The organism is Enterobacter cloacae complex sp. FDA-CDC-AR_0164 (genome assembly GCF_003071645.1).
GTDB classification, from domain to species: Bacteria; Pseudomonadota; Gammaproteobacteria; order Enterobacterales; family Enterobacteriaceae; genus Enterobacter; species Enterobacter ludwigii.
The window spans coordinates 4473307-4497474 of record NZ_CP028950.1 but is presented as its reverse complement, the minus strand read 5'-3'; the positions used below and the strand labels follow the sequence as shown (position 1 = coordinate 4497474).

The window sequence follows — 24168 nt, the reverse complement described above, 5'->3', positions numbered from 1 at the left end:
TACACGATTAACCGATTGTCATCAGGCTCGCGTTACCGCCCGCCGCCGCGGTGTTCACGCTGAGCGAGCGCTCAACGTACAGACGTTCCAGCAGCAGATTGGTTTCGCCGCGGGCAAAGCCCTGTACCGAAACAATCGCACCGCTGCGGGCCGCCACCTGCTCGCACAGTTCGCGTAGCTGGTCGGAATCACCGTGATAGATAACGGCATCAAACGGCTGAGTCAGCAGGGCATCGGGCTTCGCAAAATGAATGCGGGCAGAGACCGCTTTCGGCAGCTGTTTCGCGAGGTCACGATGCAGTGCATCTTCCGGCCACAGCACTTCACAACCGGTTGCAGCAGCGGCGGCCAGCTGAACCAGCGCATCCTGCTCGTTGTCCGCCACGCACAGCACACGCTCGCGCGGCATCAGCGTCCAGGTGTTGCGCTCACCGGTTGGCCCCGGCAGCAGGCGCTGCGTTCCCGCCTGCGCCAGTTCGCCATACTGCTGTGCGACAGCGCGCAGTTCCGGGCGTGTTTCTGCCCACGTGATGAGCGCCTCCAGCGGCTGTGTCAGCACGGCCTTCAGCTGCGCGTCCACCGGACGTTCGGCATCCTGACGTGCCAGCGTCACGCCGAGCGCATTGTCCGGACGGTTTGCCAGCAGACGGTACAGGTAGAGTGGACCACCGGCTTTTGGACCGGTACCTGACAGACCTTCACCGCCGAACGGCTGTACGCCCACTACCGCGCCGACCATGTTACGGTTGACGTACAGGTTGCCTACTTTAGCGCTGCCGGTCACCTGAGCGATGGTCTCATCGATGCGGGTATGCACGCCGAGGGTCAGGCCATAGCCGGAGGCGTTAATCTGTTCAATCAGCTCGTTGAGGTTGTTACGGTTGTAGCGCACCACGTGCAATACCGGGCCAAAGACCTCTTTTTTCAGCTCGTCGAAGCTGGCCAGTTCAATCAGCGTTGGCGGCACAAAGGTGCCGGTCTGCCACTCGCGGGCATCCTCGCTGTTTTCACGCACGGCCTGGAAGACCGGACGGCCTTTGGCGCGCATGGTCTGAATGTGGTTTTCGATATTTGCTTTGGCTTCCCCGTCGATAACCGGCCCGATATCGGTCGTGAGACGGCCCGGGTTACCCATGCGGCATTCGGCCATCGCGCCGCGCAGCATCTTCAGCGTGTGGTCTGCTACGTCATCCTGCAGACACAGCACGCGCAGGGCGGAACAGCGCTGGCCCGCGCTGTCGAAGGCGGAGGCGAGAACATCGACCACCACCTGCTCGGTGAGCGCGGAGGAGTCGACGATCATGGCGTTCATGCCGCCGGTTTCAGCGATGAGCGGCGTTGGACGCCCTTGTGCATCAAGACGGGTGGCGATGTTGCGCTGGAGCAGGGAGGCCACTTCAGTCGAGCCGGTAAACATCACGCCGCGCACACGGTTATCGGCGGTCAGTTTCGCCCCGACCGTTTCACCGCGGCCCGGCAACAGCTGTATGACACCCGCAGGCACGCCCGCTTCCAGCAGAATGTTAATACCCTGAGCGGCAATCAGCGGGGTCTGCTCCGCCGGTTTTGCCAGCACGCTGTTGCCTGCGGCAAGTGCGGCGGCAATCTGGCCGGTGAAGATCGCCAGCGGGAAGTTCCACGGACTGATACACACCACCGGACCGAGAGGACGGTGGGTTTCGTTATCGAAATCATCACGAACCTGGCCTGCGTAGTAGTGCAGGAAGTCGACCGCTTCACGAACTTCGGCAATGGCGTTGCTGAAGGTTTTACCTGCTTCGCGCACCAGGATCCCGATGAGCGACTGCATCTGGTCTTCCATCAGCACCGCAGCACGTTCCAGAATGGCGCCACGCTCTTGCGGCGGCGTCGCGAACCAGATTGGCGCGTTATTCACCGCACTGTCCAGCGCCTGATCCACTTCTGCTTCGGTTGCTTCACGCACGTAGCCGACGATATCTTTTGGCTCCGCCGGGTTAATCACGGGCTGCATTTCGCCATCAGCGACGGGCTGCTCCAGAATCGGTTTGGCCTGCCATTTCTGCAGCGCGCTGTTGAGCAGGGCGGAGGAGAGGGAGGCCAGACGGTGTTCGTTCGCCAGGTCCAGGCCCGCGGAGTTCACGCGACCTTTGCCGTACAGTTCACGCGGCAGCGGGATCTTCGGATGCGGCAGGCCAATCTGACCTTCCTGGGCCGCCATCTTCTCAACCGCCTGCACCGGATCGGCAACCAGCTCGTCAAGCGGCAGGGTGGTATCGGCGATACGGTTAACGAAGGAGGTGTTCGCCCCGTTCTCCAGCAGGCGACGCACCAGGTACGCCAGCAGGGTTTCATGGGTGCCCACCGGGGCATAAATACGGCATGGACGGTTCAGTTTGCCATCCGCCACTTTACCGGTGACCTGCTCGTACAGCGGTTCCCCCATGCCGTGCAGGCACTGGAACTCATACTGACCCGGATAGTAGTTCTGACCGGCCAGGCTGTAGATGGCCGCCAGAGTGTGGGCGTTATGGGTGGCAAACTGCGGGTAAATCAGGTTCGGCACGCCGAGCAGTTTTTTCGCGCAGGCAAGGTAGGAGACATCGGTGTAAACCTTGCGGGTATAGACCGGATAGCCTTCCAGACCTTCCATCTGGGCGCGTTTAATTTCGCTGTCCCAGTAGGCGCCTTTCACCAGGCGGATCATCAGGCGACGGCGGCTGCGGCTTGCCAGGTCAATCAGGTAATCAATCACGAACGGACAACGTTTCTGATACGCCTGGATAACGAAACCAATTCCGTTCCAGCCTGCCAGCTCCGGCTCGAAGCACAGTTTTTCCAGCAGATCGAGGGAGATCTCCAGGCGGTCGGCCTCTTCGGCATCGATGTTGATACCGATGTCGTACTGGCGCGCCAGCAGGGTCAGGGATTTCAGGCGCGGATAGAGCTCTTCCATCACCCGGTCGTACTGCGCACGGCTGTAGCGCGGATGCAGGGCCGAGAGCTTGATGGAGATCCCCGGGCCTTCATAAATACCACGACCGTTTGACGCTTTACCAATGGCGTGAATCGCCTGCTGGTAAGAGACCATATAAGCCTGCGCGTCGGCGGCGGTCAGCGCCGCTTCACCCAGCATGTCGTAAGAGTAGCGGAAACCTTTATCTTCGAGCTTACGGGCGTTGGCCAGCGCTTCCGCGATGGTTTCGCCGGTAACAAACTGCTCGCCCATCAGGCGCATCGCCATATCCACGCCTTTGCGGATCAGCGGTTCACCGCTCTTGCCGATGATGCGGTTCAGGGAGCGAGAGAGGTTGGCTTCGTTATGAGTCGAGACCAGTCGGCCGGTAAACAGCAGGCCCCAGGTCGCCGCGTTGACGAACAGCGACGGGCTGCGGCCAATGTGTGACTGCCAGTTACCGTTGCTGATTTTGTCGCGGATCAGTGCGTCACGGGTGGCTTTGTCAGGAATACGCAACAGCGCTTCCGCCAGACACATCAGCGCTACGCCCTCCTGAGAGGAGAGGGAAAACTCCTGCAGCAGACCCTGTACCATTCCGGCGCGGCCGGTGGCATTTTTCTGGTTACGCAGTTTGTCGGCAAGCTGATACGCCAGGCTGTGCGCCTGAGAGGCAATGGCTTCTGGCAGACGGGCCTGCTCCAGCAGCATCGGTACGGCGTCGGTTTCGGCGCGACGGTAAGCGCCGGTAATGGCGGCGCGGCTGACGGACTGAGGCAGGATCTGCTCGGCGAATTCAAGGAACGGCTGATGGTTTTCGTCAGCAGCGGCGGAAACCTCATCACTTTCATTGGCCGCACCCGCCAGCAGCGCGGGCAGCTCTGGCAGCCCCTCATCGCTTTCGAGTCTTTCGAGGTAGTTAAAAATCGCCTGCTTGATTAGCCAGTGCGGCGTGCGGTCAATGCGGGTTGCTGCGGTCTTAATCCGTTCGCGGGTTGCGTCATCCAGCTTAACCCCCATGGTGGTCATACCCATGCCAAAGCTCCTGTTGTTCTGTCGTCGTGTGCTATCGATAGCGTGAAATATCCACCATGTTGCAACTTTGTGCAACCGTGTTAAATGTGACCTGGTTTGCAACCCAGGAAATGAATGGATTGTTAAGAGATGGTTAGCTGGAAAAAAGTGCTGGCTTCTGGATGAGAGGCCTGTTTTTATGCGGGACTTAACACTTTTAAAAGGTGCAACCCGTAAAAGCGTGAGCGAGTGCAACCTATACGAAAGACGTATAAAACCAGGGATGAATTTGATGTAAATGCAGTGTTAAATCGTTTGTGTGCGAGCACTGCTTACGGCAGGATACGCGCGGCCAACAGAAACACATACACACATCACTACGTTCCGGTGATGACATAACAAGGCAACCCGGACGGTTGTCGCTCGACATTTTGGAGAATTTGAATGGCAATTAGCACACCGATGCTGGTGACATTTCTCGTTTATATATTTGGCATGATCCTGATAGGGTTTTTGGCATGGCGTTCAACAAAGAACTTTGACGACTACATTCTGGGCGGGCGTAGCTTAGGGCCGATGGTCACCGCACTCTCTGCGGGCGCGTCCGACATGAGCGGCTGGCTGCTGATGGGTCTGCCGGGGGCGATTTTCATCTCCGGTATTTCTGAAAGCTGGATCGCCATTGGCCTGACCGTCGGGGCATGGATCAACTGGAAGCTGGTTGCAGGCCGTCTGCGCGTGCATACCGAAGCCAACAACAATGCGTTGACCCTGCCGGATTACTTCACCGGACGCTTTGAAGATAACAGCCGCGTGCTGCGCATTATCTCTGCGCTGGTTATCCTCGTGTTCTTCACCATCTATTGTGCCTCTGGCATTGTGGCCGGTGCGCGCCTGTTCGAAAGCACTTTCGGCATGAGCTATGAAACGGCGCTGTGGGCCGGTGCTGCGGCAACCATTCTTTATACCTTCGTGGGCGGTTTCCTGGCCGTAAGCTGGACTGACACCGTGCAGGCGAGCCTGATGATTTTCGCTCTGATCCTGACGCCAGTCATTGTCATCTTCACCGTCGGCGGCTTTGCTGATTCGCTGGAAGTGATTAAGCAGAAGAGCATTGAAAACGTCGACATGCTGAAAGGGCTGAACTTTGTCGCCATCGTTTCTCTGATGGGCTGGGGTCTGGGCTACTTCGGTCAGCCGCATATTCTGGCGCGCTTCATGGCCGCTGACTCTCACCACACGATTGTTCATGCCCGTCGTATCAGTATGACGTGGATGATCCTCTGTCTGGCGGGTGCCTGTGCGGTTGGCTTCTTCGGCATCGCTTACTTCAACAATAACCCGGCGCAGGCAGGTGCAGTAAACCAGAACGCCGAGCGTGTGTTCATCGAACTGGCGGGCATTCTGTTCAACCCGTGGATTGCCGGTATTCTCCTCTCCGCGATCCTGGCGGCCGTGATGTCCACCCTGAGCTGCCAGCTGCTGGTCTGCTCAAGTGCAATCACCGAAGACCTCTACAAAGCGTTCCTGCGTAAAGATGCGAGCCAGAAAGAGCTGGTATGGGTGGGGCGTTTCATGGTGCTGGTGGTGGCCTTAATTGCCATTGCGCTGGCGGCAAACCCTGAGAACCGCGTGCTGGGCCTGGTAAGCTACGCGTGGGCGGGCTTTGGTGCGGCGTTTGGTCCGGTGGTGCTCTTCTCGGTGCTGTGGTCGCGCATGACCCGCAACGGCGCGCTGGCGGGGATGATTATCGGTGCGCTTACCGTGATCGTCTGGAAGCAGTTCGCCTGGCTCGGTCTGTACGAAATTATTCCGGGCTTCATCTTCGGCAGTATCGGCATTGTGGTGTTCAGCCTGCTGGGGAAAGCGCCTTCTGCCTCAATGCAGAAACGTTTTGCTGAAGCAGACGCACACTATCACACTGCACCGCCGTCTAAGCTGCAGGCTGAGTAATCTTTTTCGCTGATAGTCAGGCCGGGTAAGCGCGCGCTACCCGGCTTTTTTCTTGCCAAAATCCGCAATTTACGATGATATCGCTGTGCTTATAACAATGAGGATAGCGAAGCATGACAATCAAAACAGGGGTAATGGCAGCGGCATTATTGATGCTGGCGGGCTGCAGTATGCCGCCGCAACACGCGGCGATGGAGACCTGCAAAGCGGATAACCAGATGCAGCAAACCACGCTCTATTTCGGGCTAAACCGTCCCGCAGGCGCGCAAATCACCACCGGCGAGTGGCAGCAGTTCGTTGACCAGGACGTGACGCCGCGTTTTCGCGATGGCCTGACGGTCTTTGATGCGCGCGGGCAGTGGCTGGGTAACGACGGGAAAGTGGCGCGTGAACCGAGTAAGGCGCTTATGCTGATCCACGGTAAAGATGCGCAGAGCGAGAAGAATATTGAAGCGTTGCGCGGTATTTATAAATCACGCTTCGCGCAGGAGTCGGTGATGCGGGTCGATCAGCCGGTGTGCGTGCAGTTTTAATGAAAAACGGCGGGAGAACCCGCCGTTATCGCTTACAGCACCAGTCCTGCAAAGCTGGCGGACAGCAAACTGACCAGCGTCGCGCCATACACCAGACGTAAGCCAAAACGCGATACCACGTTCCCCTGTTGCTCGTTCAGGCCTTTGATCGCCCCGGCCACAATGCCGATAGAGGCAAAGTTAGCGAACGACACCAGGAAAACGGACAAAATGCCCAGTCCGCGGGGTGACATCTGATGCGCAATTTTTTGCAGCTCAATCATTGCCACAAATTCATTTGCGACCAGCTTGGTTGCCATAATACTGCCGGCATTCAACGCGTCGCTCAGCGGAATACCAACCAGCCACGCCAGCGGATAAAATACATAGCCCAGGATCTGCTGGAAGCTCATACCAAATACGCTGGAGAAGAGGGCGTTAACGGCGCTAATAAGGGCAATAAAGCCAATCAGCATCGCCAGAATAATCATCGCCACTTTAAAACCGGCCAGAATATACTCGCCAAGCATTTCGAAGAAGCTCTGGGACTCGTGCAGCTTTTCAAGCTTGATGTCCGGCTCTGCTTCCGGGCGCGCCGGGTTGATAATGGAGAGAATAATAAAGGTGCTGAACATGTTCAGGATGAGCGCGGCAACGACAAATTTGGCGTCGAGCATGGTCATATAGGCACCGACAATCGACAGGGATACCGTCGACATGGCCGTGGCCGCCATGGTGAAGAGACGACGAGAGGAGAGGTCGCCCAGTACACCCTTGTAGGCAATAAAGTTTTCAGACTGTCCGAGGATCAGCGAGCTCACCGCGTTGAACGATTCCAGCTTACCCATGCCATTCAGTTTTGACAGCAGTGTCCCGATCACCCGAATAAAAATCGGCAGAATTCGCCAGTGCTGAAGAATACCAATCAGTGCGGAGATAAAAATAATCGGGCAGAGTACGCCGAGGAAAATGAACGCCAGTCCTTTTTCACCCATCCCGCCAAAGACGAAATTGGTGCCTTCGGCCGCGAATTTCAGCAGTGACTCAAAGAATCCCGAGACATATTTAATAATGAACAGCCCGCTTTCGGCATGAAGGAAAAAGAACGCCAGGGCTATTTCAATGACAATCAGCTGTAAAACAAAACGAATGCGAATTTTTCGGCGGTCGAAACTCACCAGCCAGGCAAGCGCAAGAATAATCACCAGCGCCAGCAGGAAATGGATAATGTTAAACATGGTTAATTTTCAGTTGGTTTTTGAGGCAGATATTTAGCCACAGCCCTGATTAACCGTAAATGGGCATTTTCGCTATAACTTATAAACTTAACGATAACGCCAGCAATTATTACCAGGCTGGGTGTTTACAACTCGTCATCAAAACAACACACATTTCGCTTGTTTTTCTTGCTGGCGTAATGATAATCACTATCACAAGAATTTACCTTTCTTTGCATCAGTTGACCGCGATAAACATTTAAGGTGTCGGCATGTTTGTTCCATTTCTCATTATGTTACGTGAAGGTCTCGAAGCGGCCCTCATCGTCAGCCTCATCGCCAGTTATCTGAAGCGAACCCAGCGTGGACGCTGGATTGGTGTCATGTGGATTGGGGTATTCCTCGCCGCAGCACTCTGTCTGGGCCTTGGCATTCTTATCAATGAAACCACCGGTGAGTTTCCCCAGAAAGAGCAAGAGTTGTTTGAAGGGATCGTGGCCGTCATTGCCGTGGTAATCCTCACCTGGATGGTGTTCTGGATGCGTAAAGTGTCCCGCAACGTGAAGGTGCAGCTTGAGCAGGCGGTGGATAACGCCCTGCAAAAGGGCAATAACCACGGCTGGGCGCTGATCATGATGGTCTTTTTCGCCGTGGCGCGGGAAGGGCTGGAGTCGGTTTTCTTCCTGCTGGCGGCATTTCAGCAGGATGTGGGGATCTGGCCACCGCTGGGTGCGATGCTGGGTCTGGCCACTGCGGTGGTGCTGGGCTTCCTGCTCTACTGGGGCGGCATTCGTCTTAACCTGGGTGCGTTCTTTAAATGGACCAGCCTGTTTATTCTGCTGGTGGCCGCTGGGCTGGCGGCGGGGGCGATCCGCGCTTTCCACGAAGCGGGCCTGTGGAATCACTTCCAGGAAGTGGCGTTCGACCTCAGTAACGTGCTCTCAACGCACTCCCTGACCGGTACCTTGCTCGAAGGTATTTTTGGTTACCAGGAAACGCCGAGCGTCAGCGAAGTGGCGATGTACTTTATCTATTTGGTTCCGGCGCTGGTGCTGTTTGCCATGCCGCCGCGCACCGGCACTCAGACGTCGCGCGTTGCGCCGTAATCTGACTGTATTAGTTACAACATACTTTTAAAGGGAAGAGTCATGGCAATTCAGTTCCGTCGTAGTGCGTTATGCGCAGGCATTGCCGCGCTGTTCGCTTCAGCATTTTCCGCCTGGAGCGCGGATGTTCCGCAGGTCAAGGTTTCGGTCAATGATAAGCAGTGCGAGCCAATGACCATCACGGTCAACAGCGGCAAAACCCAGTTTATTATTCAGAACCACAGCCAGAAGGCGCTGGAGTGGGAAATTCTGAAAGGCGTCATGGTGGTGGAAGAGCGTGAAAATATCGCGCCGGGCTTTAGTCAGAAGATGACCGCCAACCTGCAACCGGGTGAATATGAGATGACCTGCGGGCTGCTGACGAACCCTAAAGGCAAGCTTATCGTGAAGGGCAACGCCACGGCCGATGCCGCAAAAGGCACGGCTCTGTTGAGCCTGGGTGATGCGATTACTGCTTATAAAGCGTATGTCATCAAAGAGACAGCGGACCTGGCTACCGGTACCAAAGCCTTCACCGATGCAGTAAAAGCGGGCGATATCGCGAAAGCGAAATCCCTGTATGCGCCAACCCGCCAGCATTACGAGCGTATTGAGCCGATTGCCGAGTTGTTCTCTGACCTGGATGGCAGCATTGATGCCCGTGAAGATGATTTTGAGCAGAAAGCCGCCGACCCGAAATTTACCGGCTTCCACCGTCTGGAGAAAGCCCTGTTTGGCGATAACACTCTCAAAGGGATGGATAAATATGCCGATCAGCTGAACAGTGACGTGCTTGAGCTGCAAAAACGCATCGGCGAGCTGGCCTTCCCGCCATCAAAAGTGGTGGGCGGTGCCGCGGGTCTGATTGAAGAAGTGGCGGCAAGTAAAATCAGCGGTGAAGAAGACCGTTACAGCCACACCGACCTGTGGGACTTCCAGGCGAACGTCGATGGCGCGCAGAAAATTGTCGATCTGCTGCGTCCTCAGTTGCAGAAAGATAACAGCGAACTGCTGGCGAAAGTGGATGCCAACTTCAAAAAAGTCGACACCATTCTGGCGAAGTACCGTACCAAAGACGGGTTTGAAACCTACGATAAACTGACCGATGCCGACCGTAACGCGCTGAAAGGCCCGATTACCACACTGGCGGAAGATCTCTCCCTGCTGCGTGGCGTACTGGGTCTGGATTAAGCACGATGAACAAGCAGAATGAACACGACGTGGTGGAACCTTCACGTCGTCGATTGTTAAAAGGGGTAGGGGCGCTGGGGGGCGCCCTTGCTCTGGCCGGAGGGTGCCCGGTGGCGCATGCGGCGAAATCGCAAAGTGCTCCCGGCACGCTGTCACCCAATGCACGCATGGAGACGCAGCCTTTTTATGGCGAGCATCAGTCGGGCATTCTGACGCCACAGCAGGCCTCCATGATGCTGGTGGCTTTTGATTCGCTGGCAAGCGATAAAGCCGATCTTGAGCGTTTGTTCCGCCTGCTGACGACGCGCATCGCGTTTCTCACCGCCGGTGGTCCGGCGCCGGACACGCCTAACCCGCGTCTGCCGCCGATGGATTCCGGTATCCTCGGGGCATTTATCGCTCCGGATAACCTGACGATAACCGTTTCGCTCGGTGAGTCGCTGTTTGATGCGCGCTACGGGCTGGCAAAACAGAAGCCAAAAGCGCTGCAGAAAATGACGCGTTTCCCGAATGACTCTCTGGATGCTGCTCTCTGCCATGGCGATCTGCTCTTGCAAATTTGCGCCAACACCCAGGATACGGTGATCCACGCGCTGCGCGACATCATCAAGCACACGCCGGACCTGCTGAGCGTTCGCTGGAAGCGGGAAGGGTTTATCTCTGACCATGCCGCCCGCAGCAAAGGGAAAGAGACGCCGGTTAACCTGCTGGGCTTTAAAGACGGCACGGCCAACCCGGACAGCCGTAATGACCCGCTCATGAAAGAGGTGGTCTGGGTGACGGCCGATCAGGGCGAGCCGGCATGGGCTGTGGGGGGAAGTTATCAGGCGGTGCGGATTATTCAGTTCCACGTGGAGTTCTGGGACCGTACGCCGCTCAAAGAGCAGCAGACGATTTTTGGCCGCGATAAACAGAGTGGCGCTCCGCTCGGGATGAAGAACGAGCATGATGTGCCTGACTACGCCAGCGATCCGAATGGCGATGTCATCGCGCTGGACAGCCATATCCGCCTGGCCAATCCGCGTACCAAAGAGACACAATCCAGCCTGATGATGCGTCGGGGATATAGCTATTCACTTGGCGTAACCAACGCTGGCCAGCTCGATATGGGGCTGCTGTTTGTCTGCTATCAGCACGACCTGGAGAAGGGCTTCCTGACCGTACAGAAACGCTTAAACGGGGAAGCGCTGGAAGAGTACATTAAACCCATCGGCGGCGGTTATTTCTTTGCCCTGCCTGGCGCACGCGATCGCAACGCCTATCTCGCTCAAGGGTTGATTGAAGCCTGATAATTGTCCCTGCGATAATTCGCGGGGACATTATTTTTTCATATGCCTGTCCTGCTGTTATATTTCTGTAATATTCCTGTATGAGACTGATTTCCACTGTAGGGACAGTCTTAAAGTTACGTTCAGGTAAAATAAATGTTGCATTTATGATAACTCCTGATGTACTTAAGATAAGACAGCGGTAGTTCCCGGCAGTGATGCTGAATCACTATGGAGATCGCGAATGGTTGCGTCCTGTACTGGACATGGTAAACACAACACCCGCAGCACCCGGCGCGGAGGCTCAGACTCCGGCAGCGATTTCCTCACCACAAAATTATCCCCCTCGACTCAAGAATCTCTTTCGACCGACGTGCAGAATGGTGCGCGTAGCCGTTCTGTTGCGTCATCCGGTAAAGCAAGCAATGGCTTACAAGGAAGCCAACCCTCTGATGTTCGTGCGCATAATCGTGCTGAAACTGGCACGTGTGATGAATACCAACAACTCAAGGTGCTATCCATGGGAAGACAAAAAGCAGTGATCAAAGCTCGTCGCGAAGCAAAACGTGTGCTGAGACGGGATTCACGTAGCCATAAACAGCGTGAAGAAGAATCGGTCACCTCGCTTGTGCAGATGAGTGGCGTAGAAGCAATTGGCATGGCCCGAGACAGCCGTGATAATTCTCCAATTGTGGCGCGCAATGAGGCTCAGGCGCACTACCTGAATGCTATCGAGAGTAAACAGCTCATCTTTGCAACCGGCGAAGCCGGATGCGGGAAAACGTGGATCAGTGCAGCCAAAGCGGCAGAGGCGCTGATCCATAAAGACGTGGAGAGAATTATTGTCACCCGTCCGGTACTGCAGGCTGATGAAGATCTTGGCTTCTTGCCCGGAGATATTTCAGAGAAGTTTGCCCCTTACTTCAGGCCCGTCTATGACGTGCTGGTGAAACGTCTGGGAGCATCCTTTATGCAGTACTGTCTGCGACCAGAGATTGGCAAGGTGGAAATCGCGCCGTTCGCTTATATGCGCGGACGTACATTTGAAAATGCGGTCGTCATTCTTGACGAGGCTCAGAACGTGACCGCAGCGCAAATGAAGATGTTTTTAACGCGCCTCGGGGAAAACGTGACGGTCATCGTCAATGGTGATATTACCCAGTGCGATCTGCCGTCGGGCGTGAAGTCCGGACTGAGCGACGCCATGTCACGTTTTGAGGAAGATGAGATGATTGGGGTGGTACGCTTCACGAAAGAAGACTGCGTGCGTTCAGCGCTCTGCCAGCGCACGCTGCAAGCGTACTATTGAGTTAGCCGTTGTGTTCAAGGCCCGGGAAACCGGGCTTTGTTTTTCGTGCGGGCGTCCTGTCCGGGGAATATAAAAGAAAAAAGCCCGTACTTTCGTACGCGCTCTCATCTTGAATAAGGCGGTGAGGGGGGGATTGACTCGCGTCGCTCGCCCTGCGGGCAGCCTGTTCGCTGCGCGCTCAGTCTGTCCAACTGGCTGTCGCCCGTTGTCGAACCCCGGTCGGGGATTCTCATCCCCCCCTGTCCGGGGAATATAAAAGAAAAAAGCCCGTACTTTCGTACGAGCTCTTATCTTGAATATGGCGGTGAGGGGGGGATTCGAACCCCCGATACGTTGCCGTATACACACTTTCCAGGCGTGCTCCTTCAGCCACTCGGACACCTCACCATATTGTTTTGCTGCCTGACCGCTTGGGGGGCAACGGGGCGCTACTATAGGGAGTTGCGCTAAAACGGTCAAGCAGATTTTCTGCTTTAGTGCTTGTTCGGTTAAGCAATAATCAGCTCCACGTCTTTTTGACCGTGGAGCCGGTGATTAACGCTGTGAATCGAGCACTTCGCTGTTTTTGACCACCTCTTGTGCTCTGGTATAGCTTTCGATCAGCAACTGATAGGCAGGGAAGATATGGGTATACACTTCAGCCCACTCGGCTGCATCTTCCCGGTTCCATGTCCGCTGGATCTCAGAGGCAACCGCCGCGGTATCCATCGGTACCACCCCGGCCTGGACCACGCGCGCCAGGGTGATCTCCTGAGCCATTTTGCTGTAGGTGCCGGAGGCATCAATAACCGCAAACACTTTATAACCCTCCGCGACTGCGCTAATAGAGGGAAACGCCATGCAGACGCTGGTGATGGTGCCGGCGATGATCAACGTTTTGCGCCCGGTGGCTTTCACCGCAGCCACAAACTCCGGGTTATCCCAGGCGTTGATCTCACCTTTACGTGGAACGTATTGCGCATGTGGCGCATTAGCGTGGATCTCCGGGATAAGGGGGCCATTCGGTCCCTGCGGAACAGAAGCGGTGGTGATCACCGGGATCTTCGCCAGGGTAGCGATTTTTGCCAGCGCCGCAGCACGTGCGCGCAACTCTGGCATTGGCATATCCCCCACGGTCTGGAAAAGTCCGCTCTGGTGATCGATAAGCAACATCACCGCATCGTTTACATCAATAACCGGGCGTGAGCCGTTAAAATTTGCAGGTGCAGACATCTTCTTCTCCTTTATTACCATCAGATCTGGCCGAAGCGGCCGGAGTTGAAATCACGAATGGCTTCCGCGATTTCGGTTTTACTGTTCATCACAAACGGCCCATAGCCCACGATGGGTTCATTCAGCGGTTCGCCGGCCATCAGTAGGACTTTGGCATCGAGGCTCGCTTCCAGATGGAGTGTGTCGCCTTGCTGGCTTAATACAACCAGCTGTGCCTCGCCTGCCTGGGCTGTTCCGTTCACTGTAATGGTGCCTTCCATCACAACCAGCGCCGTGCTCCATCCCTCCGGCTGACTGAGCGTGAGATGGCTACCCTGATTGAGCGCGATGTCCCAGACGTTTAGCGGCGAAAAGGTGTGCGCGGGGCCTGCAACATCCTCGTAGCGACCTGCGATAACCCGCAGCGAGCCGCTGTTATCCGGCAGCGTGATCACAGGGATATCCGCCTTAGTGATGCTCTGGTAGCCCGGCGTCGCCATTTTGTCTTTGGCAGGCAGGTTGACCCACAGCTGCATCATTTTCAGTTCACCGCCTTTCTGCGCGAACGCGCTGGAGTGGAACTCCTCGTGCAAAATGCCAGCGCCCGCCGTCATCCATTGCACGTCCCCGGGGCCTATTACGCCGCCTCTGCCGGTGGAATCGCGATGTTCAACTTCGCCGGAATAGACGAGGGTGACCGTTTCGAAACCCCGGTGCGGATGCTCGCCGACGCCGCGCTTTGCCCCATCCGCCGGGAAGGTGTATGGCCCGGCGTAGTCCAGCAGCAAGAACGGGCTGAGCGGCTCGCCGTGTGTCTGGTAAGAAAACATTGAACGTACCGGGAAACCATCACCAACCCAGTGTTGACGGGGAGCGGTATACACGCCTGTTACGTTTTTCATGATGAACTCCTGAAGCGTTGTTGATGTAATTAGCTTATATTCAGCGTTAATATCCCGGTAGATAGTGAAAATGGCATTCACTGTTCTAAAAATAGAACGATGAGGATTTATGCAGGATCTCAATGACTTCGTCTGGTTTGTGAAGGTGGTCGACTACGGTGGTTTTGCTGCAGCGGGGCGTGCGCTCGATTTGCCGAAGTCCCGGCTAAGCCGCCGGATAGCTCAGCTGGAAGAGCGGCTTGGCGTGCGGTTAATACATCGCACAACGCGGCAGTTTACGGTGACAGAAGTAGGTCAGACCTTCTATCAGCACTGTAAAGCGATGATGGTGGAAGCAGAAGCTGCTGAGGAGGCGGTGGCCGCGTTACAGGCTGAGCCGCGCGGTATTGTCAGGATCACCTGCCCGATAACATTGTTGCATGTCCATGTTGGCCCGATGCTGGCGAGATTTATGGCGCGCTATCCAGGGATCGCGCTGCAGCTTGAGGCAACCAACCGGCGGGTAGACCTGGTGGGGGAGGGGATTGATGTCGCGATTCGCGTGCGCCCGCGTCCGTTCGATGACAGCGATCTGGTGTTAAGGGTACTGGCTGACCGGGGACATTGTCTGGTCGCCGCACCGGCGTTGATTCAGCGGATGGGTAAACCGTTGGTGCCCTCTGAACTCAGTGCCTGGCCTGGATTAAGCACGAACGAGGGTAAACACATCCATAAATGGGAACTGAGCGGTCCCGAAGGGGCGAAGGCGGAAATCCATTACCATCCTCGCCTGATCACTACCGATATGCTGGCATTGCGTGAAGCGGCTATAGCGGGTATCGGCGTGGTGCAGTTGCCCATATTGATGGTGAAAGAGCAGCTTGCGTCAGGGGACCTCATTCGCGTACTTGATGCCTGGGAGCCACGACGTGAGGTGATTCATGCTGTGTATCCTTCAAGACGCGGGTTACTCCCGTCTGTCAGGGCACTGGTGGATTTTCTTACCGAAGAGTATGCGCGGATGGTGGAAGATTAATATTTCGGGAGAGGGGCTCAGGGCGCATGCTGCACTGGCGGAGAATATAAAAGAAAAAAGCCCGTACTTTCGTACGAGCTCTCATCTTGAATATGGCGGTGAGGGGGGGATTGACTCGCTTCGCTCGCCCTGCGGGCAGCCTGTTCGCTGCGCGCTCAGTCTGTCCAACTGGCTGTCGCCCGTTGTCGAAGCCCGGTCGGGGATTCTCATCCCCCCTGTCCGGGGAATATAAAAGAAAAAAGCCCGTACTTTCGTACGAGCTCTTATCTTGAAAATGGCGGTGAGGGGGGGATTCGAACCCCCGATACGTTGCCGTATACACACTTTCCAGGCGTGCTCCTTCAGCCACTCGGACACCTCACCATATTGTCATCCCGTTGTTGCCGGGACGGGCGCTAATGTAAGGAAAAGCCGAACTGGCGTCAACTCACTTTTTCAGTAAATCAGTGCATTTAGACAAACTTCAGTCAACATGGCTTTTAAATGTGCTGAAAGCGCCTTTTTTATCAACAACGCGGTGGCGGTAAAAATTTGTTATGCTGGCAATCCAGTTGAAAATGAACACAAAACAGCGCAATAAAAGGCAGGAATGACTATGGATATAATCTTCTATCACCCCACTTTTGATACTGCTTACTGGATTAAGGCACTTTCGGCGGCGTTGCCCGGGGCGCGCGTGCGTGAGTGGAAACGTGGTGATAACGAACATGCTGACTACGCGCTGGTCTGGCATCCGCCGGTAGAAATGCTCCAGGGCCGTAAACTGAAGGCCGTTTTTGCACTGGGCGCCGGCGTGGATTCGATTCTGAGCAAACTGAAAGCACACCCTGAAATGCTGCCGGAAGAGATCCCCCTTTTCCGCCTGGAAGATACCGGCATGGGCCAGCAAATGCAGGAGTATGCTGTCAGCCAGGTGCTGCACTGGTTCCGCCGCTTCGACGACTATCAGGCACTAAAACAGCAATCCCACTGGGAACCGCTGCCGGATTATCAGCGCGAAGATTTTACCATTGGTATCCTCGGGGCTGGCGTGCTCGGCTCAAAAGTCGCTGAAGCACTTGCCCCGTGGGGCTTCCCACTGCGCTGCTGGAGCCGTAGCCGCAAGGATTATCCGGGCGTAGAAAGTTTTGCCGGCGCTGATGAGCTTCCTGCGTTCCTGAACGGTACGCGCGTGCTCATCAACCTGCTGCCAAATACGGCCGAAACGGTGGGGATTATCAATGGTGCACTGCTTAATCAACTGGCCGACCAGAGTTACGTAATGAACCTGGCACGCGGGGTACACCTTGTTGAGTCCGATCTGCTTCAGGCGCTGAACAGCGGAAAACTGAAAGGGGCGATGCTGGATGTGTACAGCCGCGAGCCGTTACCGGCCGAAAGCCCGCTGTGGGCACATCCGCGTGTGGCGATGACGCCGCACATTGCAGCGGTCACGCGTCCGGCGGAAGCTGTGGCCTATATTACCCACACCATCAGTGAGATGGAGCAGGGCCATCCGGTAACCGGACAGGTCGACAGACAGCGCGGCTACTGAGTGAAACCCGGCGTTAGCCGGGTTTTTGCTAATATTCGCTGCAGATAACTGCTATCCTTTGGAAAAACCGCAGAGGAGAGAAAGATGTATCCCGTTGACCTGCATATGCACACCGTCGCCAGTACCCACGCGTATAGCAACCTCCATGATTATATCGCGCAAGCGAAACGCAAGGGCATTACGCTTTTTGCGATTACCGATCACGGCCCGGACATGGCAGATGCGCCGCACTACTGGCATTTTGTGAATATGCGGATCTGGCCACGTCTGGTGGACGGTATTGGGATACTGCGCGGCATTGAGGCAAACATTAAAAATACAGACGGTGAAATCGACTGTACCGGACCGATGCTGACCTCTCTGGATCTGATCCTTGCCGGTTTCCATGAGCCGGTTTTCGCGCCGCAGGATAAAGAGACGAACACCCGAGCGATGATTGCTGCTATAGCCAGCGGCAACGTGCACATTATTTCTCATCCAGGCAATCCTAAATACCCGATTGATATCGAGGTTGTTGCCCAGGCGGCAGCGAAACACCGCGTGGCGCTGGAGATCAATAACTCTTCTTTTGTTCACTCGCGTAAGGGCAGTGAAGCAAACTGTCGCGCCGTGGCAGCTGCAGTACGGGATGCCGGCGGCATGGTGGCGCTGGGTTCCGATTCCCATACCGCGTTTACGCTGGGTGATTTTAGTGAATGCCTGAAAATACTGAATGACGTGGATTTCCCGGAAGACAGGATCCTTAACGTTACCCCACGCCGCATGCTTGATTTCCTCGAGTCACGCGGAATGGATCCGATTGATGAATTTGCCGATCTTTAATTGTGTAATGGAATAAAAAAATGAATGAGTTTTCCATCCTTTGCCGCGTGCTGGGTACGCTGTTCTATCGTCAGCCGCAAGACCCGCTGTTGGTTCCACTCTTTACCCTGATTCGTGAAGGGAAACTGGCGCAAAACTGGCCGCTGGAACAGGATGAGTTGCTGGAGCGTCTGCAAAAAAGTTGCGATATGCAGCAGATTTCAACGGATTACAACGCACTGTTTATTGGCGACGAATGCCGCGTTTCGCCGTACCGTTCAGCCTGGCAGGAAGGGGCGACGGAAGCGGAAGTGCGCGCGTTTCTCTCTGAACGCGGAATGCCGCTGACGGATACCCCTGCGGACCATATCGGAACGTTGCTGCTGGCTGCATCTTGGATTGAAGATCACGCCGCTGATGATGAGAACGAGGCTATCGAAACGCTCTTCGAAGCGTATCTGCTGCCGTGGTGCGGTACTTTCCTCGGCAAAGTTGAAGCACATGCGACCTCGCCGTTCTGGAGAACGCTGGCTCCGCTGACCCGCGACGCCATTGCGGCAATGTGGGATGAGCTGGAAGAAGAGGATGAAGAGTGATTTAGGTCACATAAATTCTGCAACCATACATTTCATCTTGCACGGAATGTGCATCTGATCTCATTTCCATGGCGCGCTTCTGCTAAGATGCGCGCCATGAACATATTACTTTGTATCGCATTAACGACAGGCATTCTCTCCGGACTATGGGGATGGGTGGCGGTCTCTCTCGGGTTGCTCAGTTGGGCCGGGTTTCTGGGCTGTACGGCCTACTTTGCCTGCCCGCAGGGCGGCGTAAAAGGGCTATTCATCTCTGGCTGTACCCTGATGAGCGGCGTTATCTGGGCACTCGTGATTATGAAGGGCAGCGCGCTGGCCCCGCATCTGGAGATCCTGGGCTATATCATGACCGGCGTAGTCGCGTTTTTGATGTGTATCCAGGCAAAGCATATGCTGCTGTCGTTTGTACCCGGTACCTTTATGGGCGCATGCGCGACGTTTGCAGGGCAGGGGGACTGGGCGCTGGTGCTTCCCTCGCTAATGCTGGGGTTGGTGTTTGGCTATGCCATGAAGAACAGCGGCCTCTGGCTGGCCGCCAGACGGGATAAAGCGCAAAACATCACTGCGGTAAGCGAATAAAAAAAGGCGAGATGATGATCTCGCCTTTTTTATGCGCTTCCTGTCAGGATTCCGGAGGCACCGACATATCGCGGTATTTAACCAGTATCGGGTTTTGCGCCTCTGCTTTGTTCTGCAGGTCCCACAATCCACGATCGATACCATCATTAATCAGGAAGATTACTCCGGTTTCTATGGCTGACATCAGACACATCATGACCGGTTCGTTAGAGGTATACCCGATTTCACCCTCCAGCAAACGCTGGTAATCGATGAAGCGGAAAACCCCGGCCTGCACTTCATAAGAAAGAATGGTTTTGCTGGTCGTTACCGAAGAGAGCACTTCGCCCGTGCTGACGTTGACGACACGCAGGTTTACGGCGATTTGGTCGAGCTGATATTGCGTATCAGCACCGATACCAAAGTAACGCGCGCCCACACCACCCGATTTAACGTTGCTTTCATAACCAATAATCGATCCCTCGATCATGACGTTCGCCGCGGCCAGTGATTCCAGCGGCATGCGGTTATTATTCGCGACGGTGCCATTTTCCTGCGCAGCGCGAATAATTTTCCGTTCATTTAACAGGTTCTGCAGACCCTGACGTTCCAGAGGAATAAACCAGTGCGAATCCTTCAGGGCGGTCACCAGCATGGCGGTGGCGCTCTGTGGCACTGCCGTAGAGAAGTTACTTGCCGGATAAGGTTTAAATTGTCCCGTTTCATCCTGAATGTTGTAAACCGAGACAAATATTTTACCGGTCGGCGCAGGTAAATGTGTTAAATCACGATAGCTTTGAGCCCGAGGCATTAATGTTGGTTTTGCAGCTTCTTTAGGTGGAGCAGTTAAACAACCGCTCAATAAGCACACTGCAACAAATATCAGGAAGCGCTGCATGATCGTTGTCCTTATTTCGTTGTTGTTTAAAAGTTCGTTGAATCACTTTGTAGACCGGAAACCTGAATGGTGGAGGTTTTCCCGGTTTTTCGATCGGTAACGTTCAACTGGAGTTGTCCGTCCTTGTTGGCGATGTCGACAATGAAGTCGTTGGTCACCATTCGGCCGGGTTTGCCGGTATTAATGTTGGTCAGCAACCCTCCCAAAATCTGCGACTGGATAGCCTGCGTGAAGTTGTCCAGTGCCGATGGGGTATCGACGCTAAAATCCTTAAAGCTGGGATCCTTATAGGAGTTTTGCGCCTGGGCTTCGTTCAACAGAAACGCCCCATTATTGGGATTACCGCCAAAGTTAGGGTTACGGAACTGGAACGTCATATTTCCGGCCCAGCTTATAGGGGTTATTAGCATTATCGAAACAACTGCATATGCAATACGCATGACAGCCTCCGGATATAGGTTCGCTAGAATTCGTCTTTTGCTAAATCGCTGGTGCTTAATAGCGCTTTATCAATTTGCAGGCGATTAATAGCATCTTCTGATTGAGCCAGTGCTAAGGCTACGTTTTTATCGAAGTCTATTTTCGTGGGGAATAAAAATGTTTGATAAATAACGTCCTGATTAGCCGTTATTGTTATCCAACTTCCCCATCGTGCACTGGGCCGCTCGTTGATTGTTATATTTCCAGTAAATGTACTGTCCCATTTGTCACTGAATGCACGATAAAAATTGTGCCCGACCGAGGAGACAGTGTGGTCTGTTAACAATCCAGGAACTTCGACCTCGACGGCCCGTACGTTCCCGGCAGCGAGCATAAAACTCGCTGCGGCGATCCAACTCAACGTGCGTTTCATTTGATTAACGCCTGAGGTTATCGTTTGCCCATGAAACAGCCTGAGTTCGGTTCTTAACAGCTATCTTCTTGAAAAGATTATAAAGGTGCGTCTTTACCGTATTTTCGCTGATAAATAACGAACGGGCGATTTCAATATTTGAAGCACCAATGCGCAATTTGTTCAGGATCTCTTTCTCACGGTGCGTTAGCAGCGCTGACTCTGAACTGTTATAGCGGTAATTTCCGGAGTGCGTGATGAGGTAGCTGGCAAGTTTTTGCGAAAAATAACACTCGCCGCGCAATATACCCTGCAGACCTTCGACCAGCCGATCTTCTTCTTCCGTGATATAGAACACACCATTGATATGCGGCCAGCTTTCAATATCTCTGAAGGGATACTCATCAGGGGTATTCAATAATAACACGCGGATATTATTGTTTTTCCTGCTTAAATTATCTTGCCAGTAATGGATAAGCTTTTTATCCGCTTCCATCATATCAATCAGAATGATACTGCCAGGTGCAATATCATCAAAAGAACGTTGAATATTATGTAATTTCCCGTGCAGAGACAGCGATTGCTTTAAATGTTGTAATAAAGCGGTCGCTTGCAACGAAGGTTTTGTGATCAACAGTAACGTATGACCATGTAAACTTTGGACTTCATTATACATGATGAAACCCCACTTTTTTATGACACCTGACAGCGGTCCTCCAGATAAAAAAGAGGACCCCAGAAGTACTGACAGATGTTGCACTGCTGTGTGAAGAAAAAAACCATAACCTCCAGCAGGAGGTAAATATAAAACAAATTTCGTACATCTGATTTCAATCTAGCTATTACTAACTTTAAAGCAAGTGTTAAACGTGTAACAGAATGTAAAAATCAATATTAATTTGTGAAAATGGACTATTTTAAATGTTGTGAAATGATAAGAAAGTTGTACATGTAAATAACCCTGCACAGATTTTAAAAATCATACAAATATTTATAATTGTTTGATTTTTATGAATATTAATTATTTATTTCTTCCTGTAAAGAGGTATGAGTCACAGAGATTTTCTAAGTCCTGGAATGAACGATGCTGCGTCTTAAGAAAACAGGTCTCGTGTCACGTGTTGTGTAAAATGTCCTCCTGGCGTTTCGTTTAGCGTCCGTTGCATGGGGGCTTTACCCCTCTCGTCCCGCTGCACAATCGATTATTAAGAAAGGCTTAATAGAAAAATAAGAACCCCGGTCTATAACGTTTTTTTGCATGGAATTACTACTTTGAGGTGACGTGATAAATAAAAATAAGCCACGCGGGTGAGATATTTAAAATGTTTCGGCAGACATACTCATCACCGTAACGACGCGTTAACAAATTACGAGTCGTTCTAACACGAAGTCACAGTAACAAGGTTATGGCGTTATCAAATAGCCAGGTCCAGGGTGACAACATGAAAAATACATCGTTATTTATGATGTTTACATTACTGGGTGCGCCTGGATTTGTAATCGCGGCTGATTCAGATTTGGCTAACGCTGAATATAACTTCACGGTTAATGAATTAAGTCGTTCATCATTAAATCAGGCAGCCATTATTGGTCAGCAGGGCATGTTAAATGATGCTCAGGTTCGCCAGGACGGGTCAAAATTATTGTCCATTGTTTCTCAGGATGGAGCAGGCAACAGAGCGAGAGTTGATCAATCAGGGACTTATAATATTGCCTGGATCGATCAGAGCGGTAGCGCGAATGATGCAGGTATTACGCAAGATGGGTATGGTAATAGTGCGAAAATTATCCAAAAAGGGTCGGGTAATAGAGCAAATATTACGCAGTACGGTACGCAGAAAACCGCAGTTGTAGTGCAGAGACAGTCGCAAATGGCGATTCGCGTTATTCAGCGTTAGTTATTTAGCGGCGACTTTAATCAATCCGATGGGGGTTTACCATGAAATTTATCAAAGTGGCAGCAATTGCAGCAATCGTAGTTTCTGGTAGTGCTATGGCCGGTAGTATTAATCAAGGCGGTTGGGGTAACGGGCATGGCCATGGTGGTCATGACAGTGGTCCAAATTCAACGCTGAGCATTTACCAGTACGGTGGCGGTAACTCGGCTCTCGCTTTGCAAACCAGTGCGAGAAATTCCACACTGACCATTAATCAGAGTGGCGGCGGTAACGGCGCTGACGTTGGCCAGGGCTCTGATGACAGCTCAATTAGTCTGACTCAGAATGGTTTCGGTAACAGCGCAACGCTTGACCAGTGGAATGGTAACCACTCGGTGATGAACGTTAGCCAGTACGGTGGTGGCAACGGTGCTGCTGTTGATCAAACCGCATCCGGATCCACTGTGACTGTTCAGCAGGTTGGTTTTGGCAACCATGCGACTGCACATCAGTATTAATTTCCAGTCTGTGCTACAAAAAAACAGGGCATTTGCCCTGTTTTTTTTCGGGAGTTCATCATGAATACCTTAATTCTCCTCGCGGCGCTTTCCAGTCAGATCACGTTTAAAACATCGCAACAGGGAAATATGACCACCATTATTCCGCAGGTTATTCTGACGGAACCGTGTGAATGTCAGGTGCAGATTGTCTCTTTGCGACAGGGGCAGGGGGGGCAAAGTTCTTCACGGCAACAAAACACACTTTTTATTCCCGCTAATCAGACGATTGATTTAATGCGGCTGAGTTTAAATATAGATTCCGGAGACAAGGTGAACATTACTGTCACTGTCTCTGACGGGAAATCGCTTCATTTATCACAGCAATGGTCCCCGGCGGGAAGTGCGCTCTAATGATTATGAAATCAAGACGTTGTGGATATGGCGGGCATACGCGGTTGAGCTATGCTGTTATCAGGAGCTGTGCAGTGCTGTTCCATAACGTGATGCTTTGTTTGCCTTAACGGAGCGCGTTTACCCCTCAAGGACGACTTTCATTGAGGAGTACATATAGTGACCAAATATTTAGCCCGACGGGTTTATGGTTTAGGTTTGATCCTCTCTGCATTTATTACTCCCGCTTTTTCAGCCACGATTGTCGACGGTGGTGTGATTCATTTTCGCGGCGCTATTGTCGCAGACCCCTGCGTGGTCACACCGCATCATGACGCGTTTGCAATGACATGCCCGGATAATAATCGGATGCAAACGCGCAGGGTCAGCTATGAAGATGTACTTAACGGTCAGGTCAACGATTCCAGCCTCGCAACTCTCAGCATGAAGTACCTTAATCCCGAAAAAACGCTCGCGGTTGTTCAAATTCAGTATCGTTAATTCTCGCTCTTCCGCTCCCCGGCGGAAGAGGTTTTTCCCCGATAGTTTTTTATCCATACCTCCTCTGCGATACACTTAAGAAAAAGGCG

23 protein-coding genes, 2 tRNA genes and 1 other RNA gene are annotated in these 24168 nt (G+C 53.5%); 15 read left to right on the top strand and 11 right to left on the bottom strand.

The annotated features are described in order from the left end of the window. Positions 1-7: 7 nt before the first annotated feature. Positions 8-3970 (bottom strand): trifunctional transcriptional regulator/proline dehydrogenase/L-glutamate gamma-semialdehyde dehydrogenase, encoded by a 3963-nt coding sequence (gene putA / locus AM410_RS22225; protein ID WP_073395893.1) that lies wholly within the window; start codon positions 3968-3970, stop codon positions 8-10. Positions 3971-4393: 423 nt separating this feature from the next. Here putA and putP point away from each other — a divergent pair, with 423 nt between their 5' ends. Further along, the gene (putP, locus tag AM410_RS22220) at positions 4394-5902 is read left to right on the top strand and encodes a sodium/proline symporter PutP (RefSeq protein WP_020884712.1); all 1509 of its coding nucleotides are present in this window, start codon (positions 4394-4396) and stop codon (positions 5900-5902) included. A gap of 113 nt (positions 5903-6015) precedes the next feature. Then, positions 6016-6435 carry a DUF3574 domain-containing protein gene (locus AM410_RS22215; protein ID WP_020884711.1) on the top strand — a complete coding sequence of 140 codons (420 nt, stop codon included), beginning with the start codon at positions 6016-6018 and terminating at the stop codon, positions 6433-6435. Between the two features lie 32 nt (positions 6436-6467). Here the strand turns inward: AM410_RS22215 and AM410_RS22210 are convergent, their stop codons facing one another. Continuing rightward, a complete protein-coding gene (locus tag AM410_RS22210) occupies positions 6468-7652 on the bottom strand; it encodes a NupC/NupG family nucleoside CNT transporter (protein WP_014169507.1) in 1185 nt (394 codons plus the stop codon). 251 nt (positions 7653-7903) lie between these two features. Here AM410_RS22210 and efeU point away from each other — a divergent pair, with 251 nt between their 5' ends. The 4 genes from efeU (at position 7904) to phoH (ending at position 12484) form a co-directional block, all read left to right on the top strand. Next, on the top strand, positions 7904-8737 hold the full coding sequence (efeU, locus tag AM410_RS22200) for an iron uptake transporter permease EfeU (RefSeq protein ID WP_020884710.1): 834 nt from the start codon (positions 7904-7906) through the stop codon (positions 8735-8737). Positions 8738-8779: 42 nt separating this feature from the next. Next, a complete protein-coding gene (efeO, locus tag AM410_RS22195) occupies positions 8780-9907 on the top strand; it encodes an iron uptake system protein EfeO (RefSeq protein ID WP_108648468.1) in 1128 nt (375 codons plus the stop codon). A gap of 5 nt (positions 9908-9912) precedes the next feature. Beyond that, positions 9913-11196: an iron uptake transporter deferrochelatase/peroxidase subunit gene (gene efeB / locus AM410_RS22190; protein WP_108648465.1), complete on the top strand. Its 1284-nt coding sequence runs from the start codon at positions 9913-9915 to the stop codon at positions 11194-11196. 499 nt (positions 11197-11695) lie between these two features. Beyond that, complete coding sequence (gene phoH, locus AM410_RS22185) at positions 11696-12484, top strand: phosphate starvation-inducible protein PhoH (protein WP_024908976.1); 789 nt, start codon at positions 11696-11698, stop codon at positions 12482-12484. Positions 12485-12600: 116 nt separating this feature from the next. On the opposite strand, the gene AM410_RS22180 is transcribed toward phoH, so the two are convergent. The 4 genes from AM410_RS22180 to AM410_RS22165 form a co-directional block, all read right to left on the bottom strand. Continuing rightward, a non-coding RNA gene (locus AM410_RS22180) (RtT sRNA) lies at positions 12601-12738 on the bottom strand. A gap of 45 nt (positions 12739-12783) precedes the next feature. Beyond that, positions 12784-12871, bottom strand: a tRNA-Ser gene (locus AM410_RS22175). Positions 12872-13018: 147 nt separating this feature from the next. After that, on the bottom strand, positions 13019-13696 hold the full coding sequence (locus AM410_RS22170) for an isochorismatase family protein (protein ID WP_040017121.1): 678 nt from the start codon (positions 13694-13696) through the stop codon (positions 13019-13021). A 20-nt stretch (positions 13697-13716) separates the two neighbouring features. Continuing rightward, on the bottom strand, positions 13717-14577 hold the full coding sequence (locus AM410_RS22165) for a pirin family protein (protein WP_040017122.1): 861 nt from the start codon (positions 14575-14577) through the stop codon (positions 13717-13719). Positions 14578-14686: 109 nt separating this feature from the next. Here AM410_RS22165 and AM410_RS22160 point away from each other — a divergent pair, with 109 nt between their 5' ends. Then, the gene (locus AM410_RS22160) at positions 14687-15592 is read left to right on the top strand and encodes a LysR family transcriptional regulator (RefSeq protein ID WP_068794498.1); all 906 of its coding nucleotides are present in this window, start codon (positions 14687-14689) and stop codon (positions 15590-15592) included. A 275-nt stretch (positions 15593-15867) separates the two neighbouring features. Here the strand turns inward: AM410_RS22160 and AM410_RS22155 are convergent. Next, positions 15868-15955, bottom strand: a tRNA-Ser gene (locus AM410_RS22155). 232 nt (positions 15956-16187) lie between these two features. Between AM410_RS22155 and ghrA the strand changes: the two genes are divergently transcribed. The 4 genes from ghrA (at position 16188) to AM410_RS22135 (ending at position 19102) form a co-directional block, all read left to right on the top strand. Further along, entirely contained in the window at positions 16188-17126 is a 939-nt protein-coding gene (gene ghrA, locus AM410_RS22150) for a glyoxylate/hydroxypyruvate reductase GhrA (protein ID WP_020884704.1), read from the top strand. 84 nt (positions 17127-17210) lie between these two features. Next, positions 17211-17948 (top strand): phosphatase, encoded by a 738-nt coding sequence (locus tag AM410_RS22145; protein WP_073395896.1) that lies wholly within the window; start codon positions 17211-17213, stop codon positions 17946-17948. Between the two features lie 20 nt (positions 17949-17968). Further along, positions 17969-18523: a TorD/DmsD family molecular chaperone gene (locus tag AM410_RS22140; RefSeq protein WP_020884703.1), complete on the top strand. Its 555-nt coding sequence runs from the start codon at positions 17969-17971 to the stop codon at positions 18521-18523. Between the two features lie 96 nt (positions 18524-18619). Beyond that, the gene (locus tag AM410_RS22135) at positions 18620-19102 is read left to right on the top strand and encodes a DUF1097 domain-containing protein (RefSeq protein WP_073395898.1); all 483 of its coding nucleotides are present in this window, start codon (positions 18620-18622) and stop codon (positions 19100-19102) included. Positions 19103-19145: 43 nt separating this feature from the next. Here AM410_RS22135 and csgG read toward each other — a convergent pair whose 3' ends face one another. The 4 genes from csgG to csgD are packed head-to-tail and all read right to left on the bottom strand — an operon-like array spanning position 19146 to position 21487. After that, positions 19146-19979, bottom strand: coding sequence for a curli production assembly/transport protein CsgG (csgG, locus tag AM410_RS22130; RefSeq protein WP_014169519.1), 834 nt, complete (start codon positions 19977-19979; stop codon positions 19146-19148). A gap of 26 nt (positions 19980-20005) precedes the next feature. After that, a complete protein-coding gene (gene csgF, locus AM410_RS22125; protein WP_020884701.1) occupies positions 20006-20419 on the bottom strand; it encodes a curli production assembly/transport protein CsgF in 414 nt (137 codons plus the stop codon). 23 nt (positions 20420-20442) lie between these two features. Next, positions 20443-20832 (bottom strand): curli production assembly/transport protein CsgE, encoded by a 390-nt coding sequence (gene csgE / locus AM410_RS22120; protein WP_020884700.1) that lies wholly within the window; start codon positions 20830-20832, stop codon positions 20443-20445. 4 nt (positions 20833-20836) lie between these two features. Continuing rightward, positions 20837-21487 (bottom strand): biofilm master transcriptional regulator CsgD, encoded by a 651-nt coding sequence (gene csgD, locus AM410_RS22115; RefSeq protein WP_020884699.1) that lies wholly within the window; start codon positions 21485-21487, stop codon positions 20837-20839. Between the two features lie 766 nt (positions 21488-22253). Here csgD and csgB point away from each other — a divergent pair. The 4 genes from csgB to AM410_RS22095 all read left to right on the top strand — a co-directional run bounded on the left by csgB (position 22254) and on the right by AM410_RS22095 (position 24079). Then, complete coding sequence (gene csgB, locus AM410_RS22110; RefSeq protein ID WP_020884698.1) at positions 22254-22709, top strand: curli minor subunit CsgB; 456 nt, start codon at positions 22254-22256, stop codon at positions 22707-22709. Positions 22710-22750: 41 nt separating this feature from the next. Next, a complete protein-coding gene (gene csgA, locus AM410_RS22105; protein WP_014169524.1) occupies positions 22751-23206 on the top strand; it encodes a curli major subunit CsgA in 456 nt (151 codons plus the stop codon). 60 nt (positions 23207-23266) lie between these two features. Further along, a complete protein-coding gene (csgC, locus tag AM410_RS22100) occupies positions 23267-23599 on the top strand; it encodes a curli assembly chaperone CsgC (RefSeq protein ID WP_014169525.1) in 333 nt (110 codons plus the stop codon). A 159-nt stretch (positions 23600-23758) separates the two neighbouring features. After that, positions 23759-24079: a hypothetical protein gene (locus tag AM410_RS22095; protein WP_014169526.1), complete on the top strand. Its 321-nt coding sequence runs from the start codon at positions 23759-23761 to the stop codon at positions 24077-24079. Positions 24080-24168: the final 89 nt, after the last annotated feature.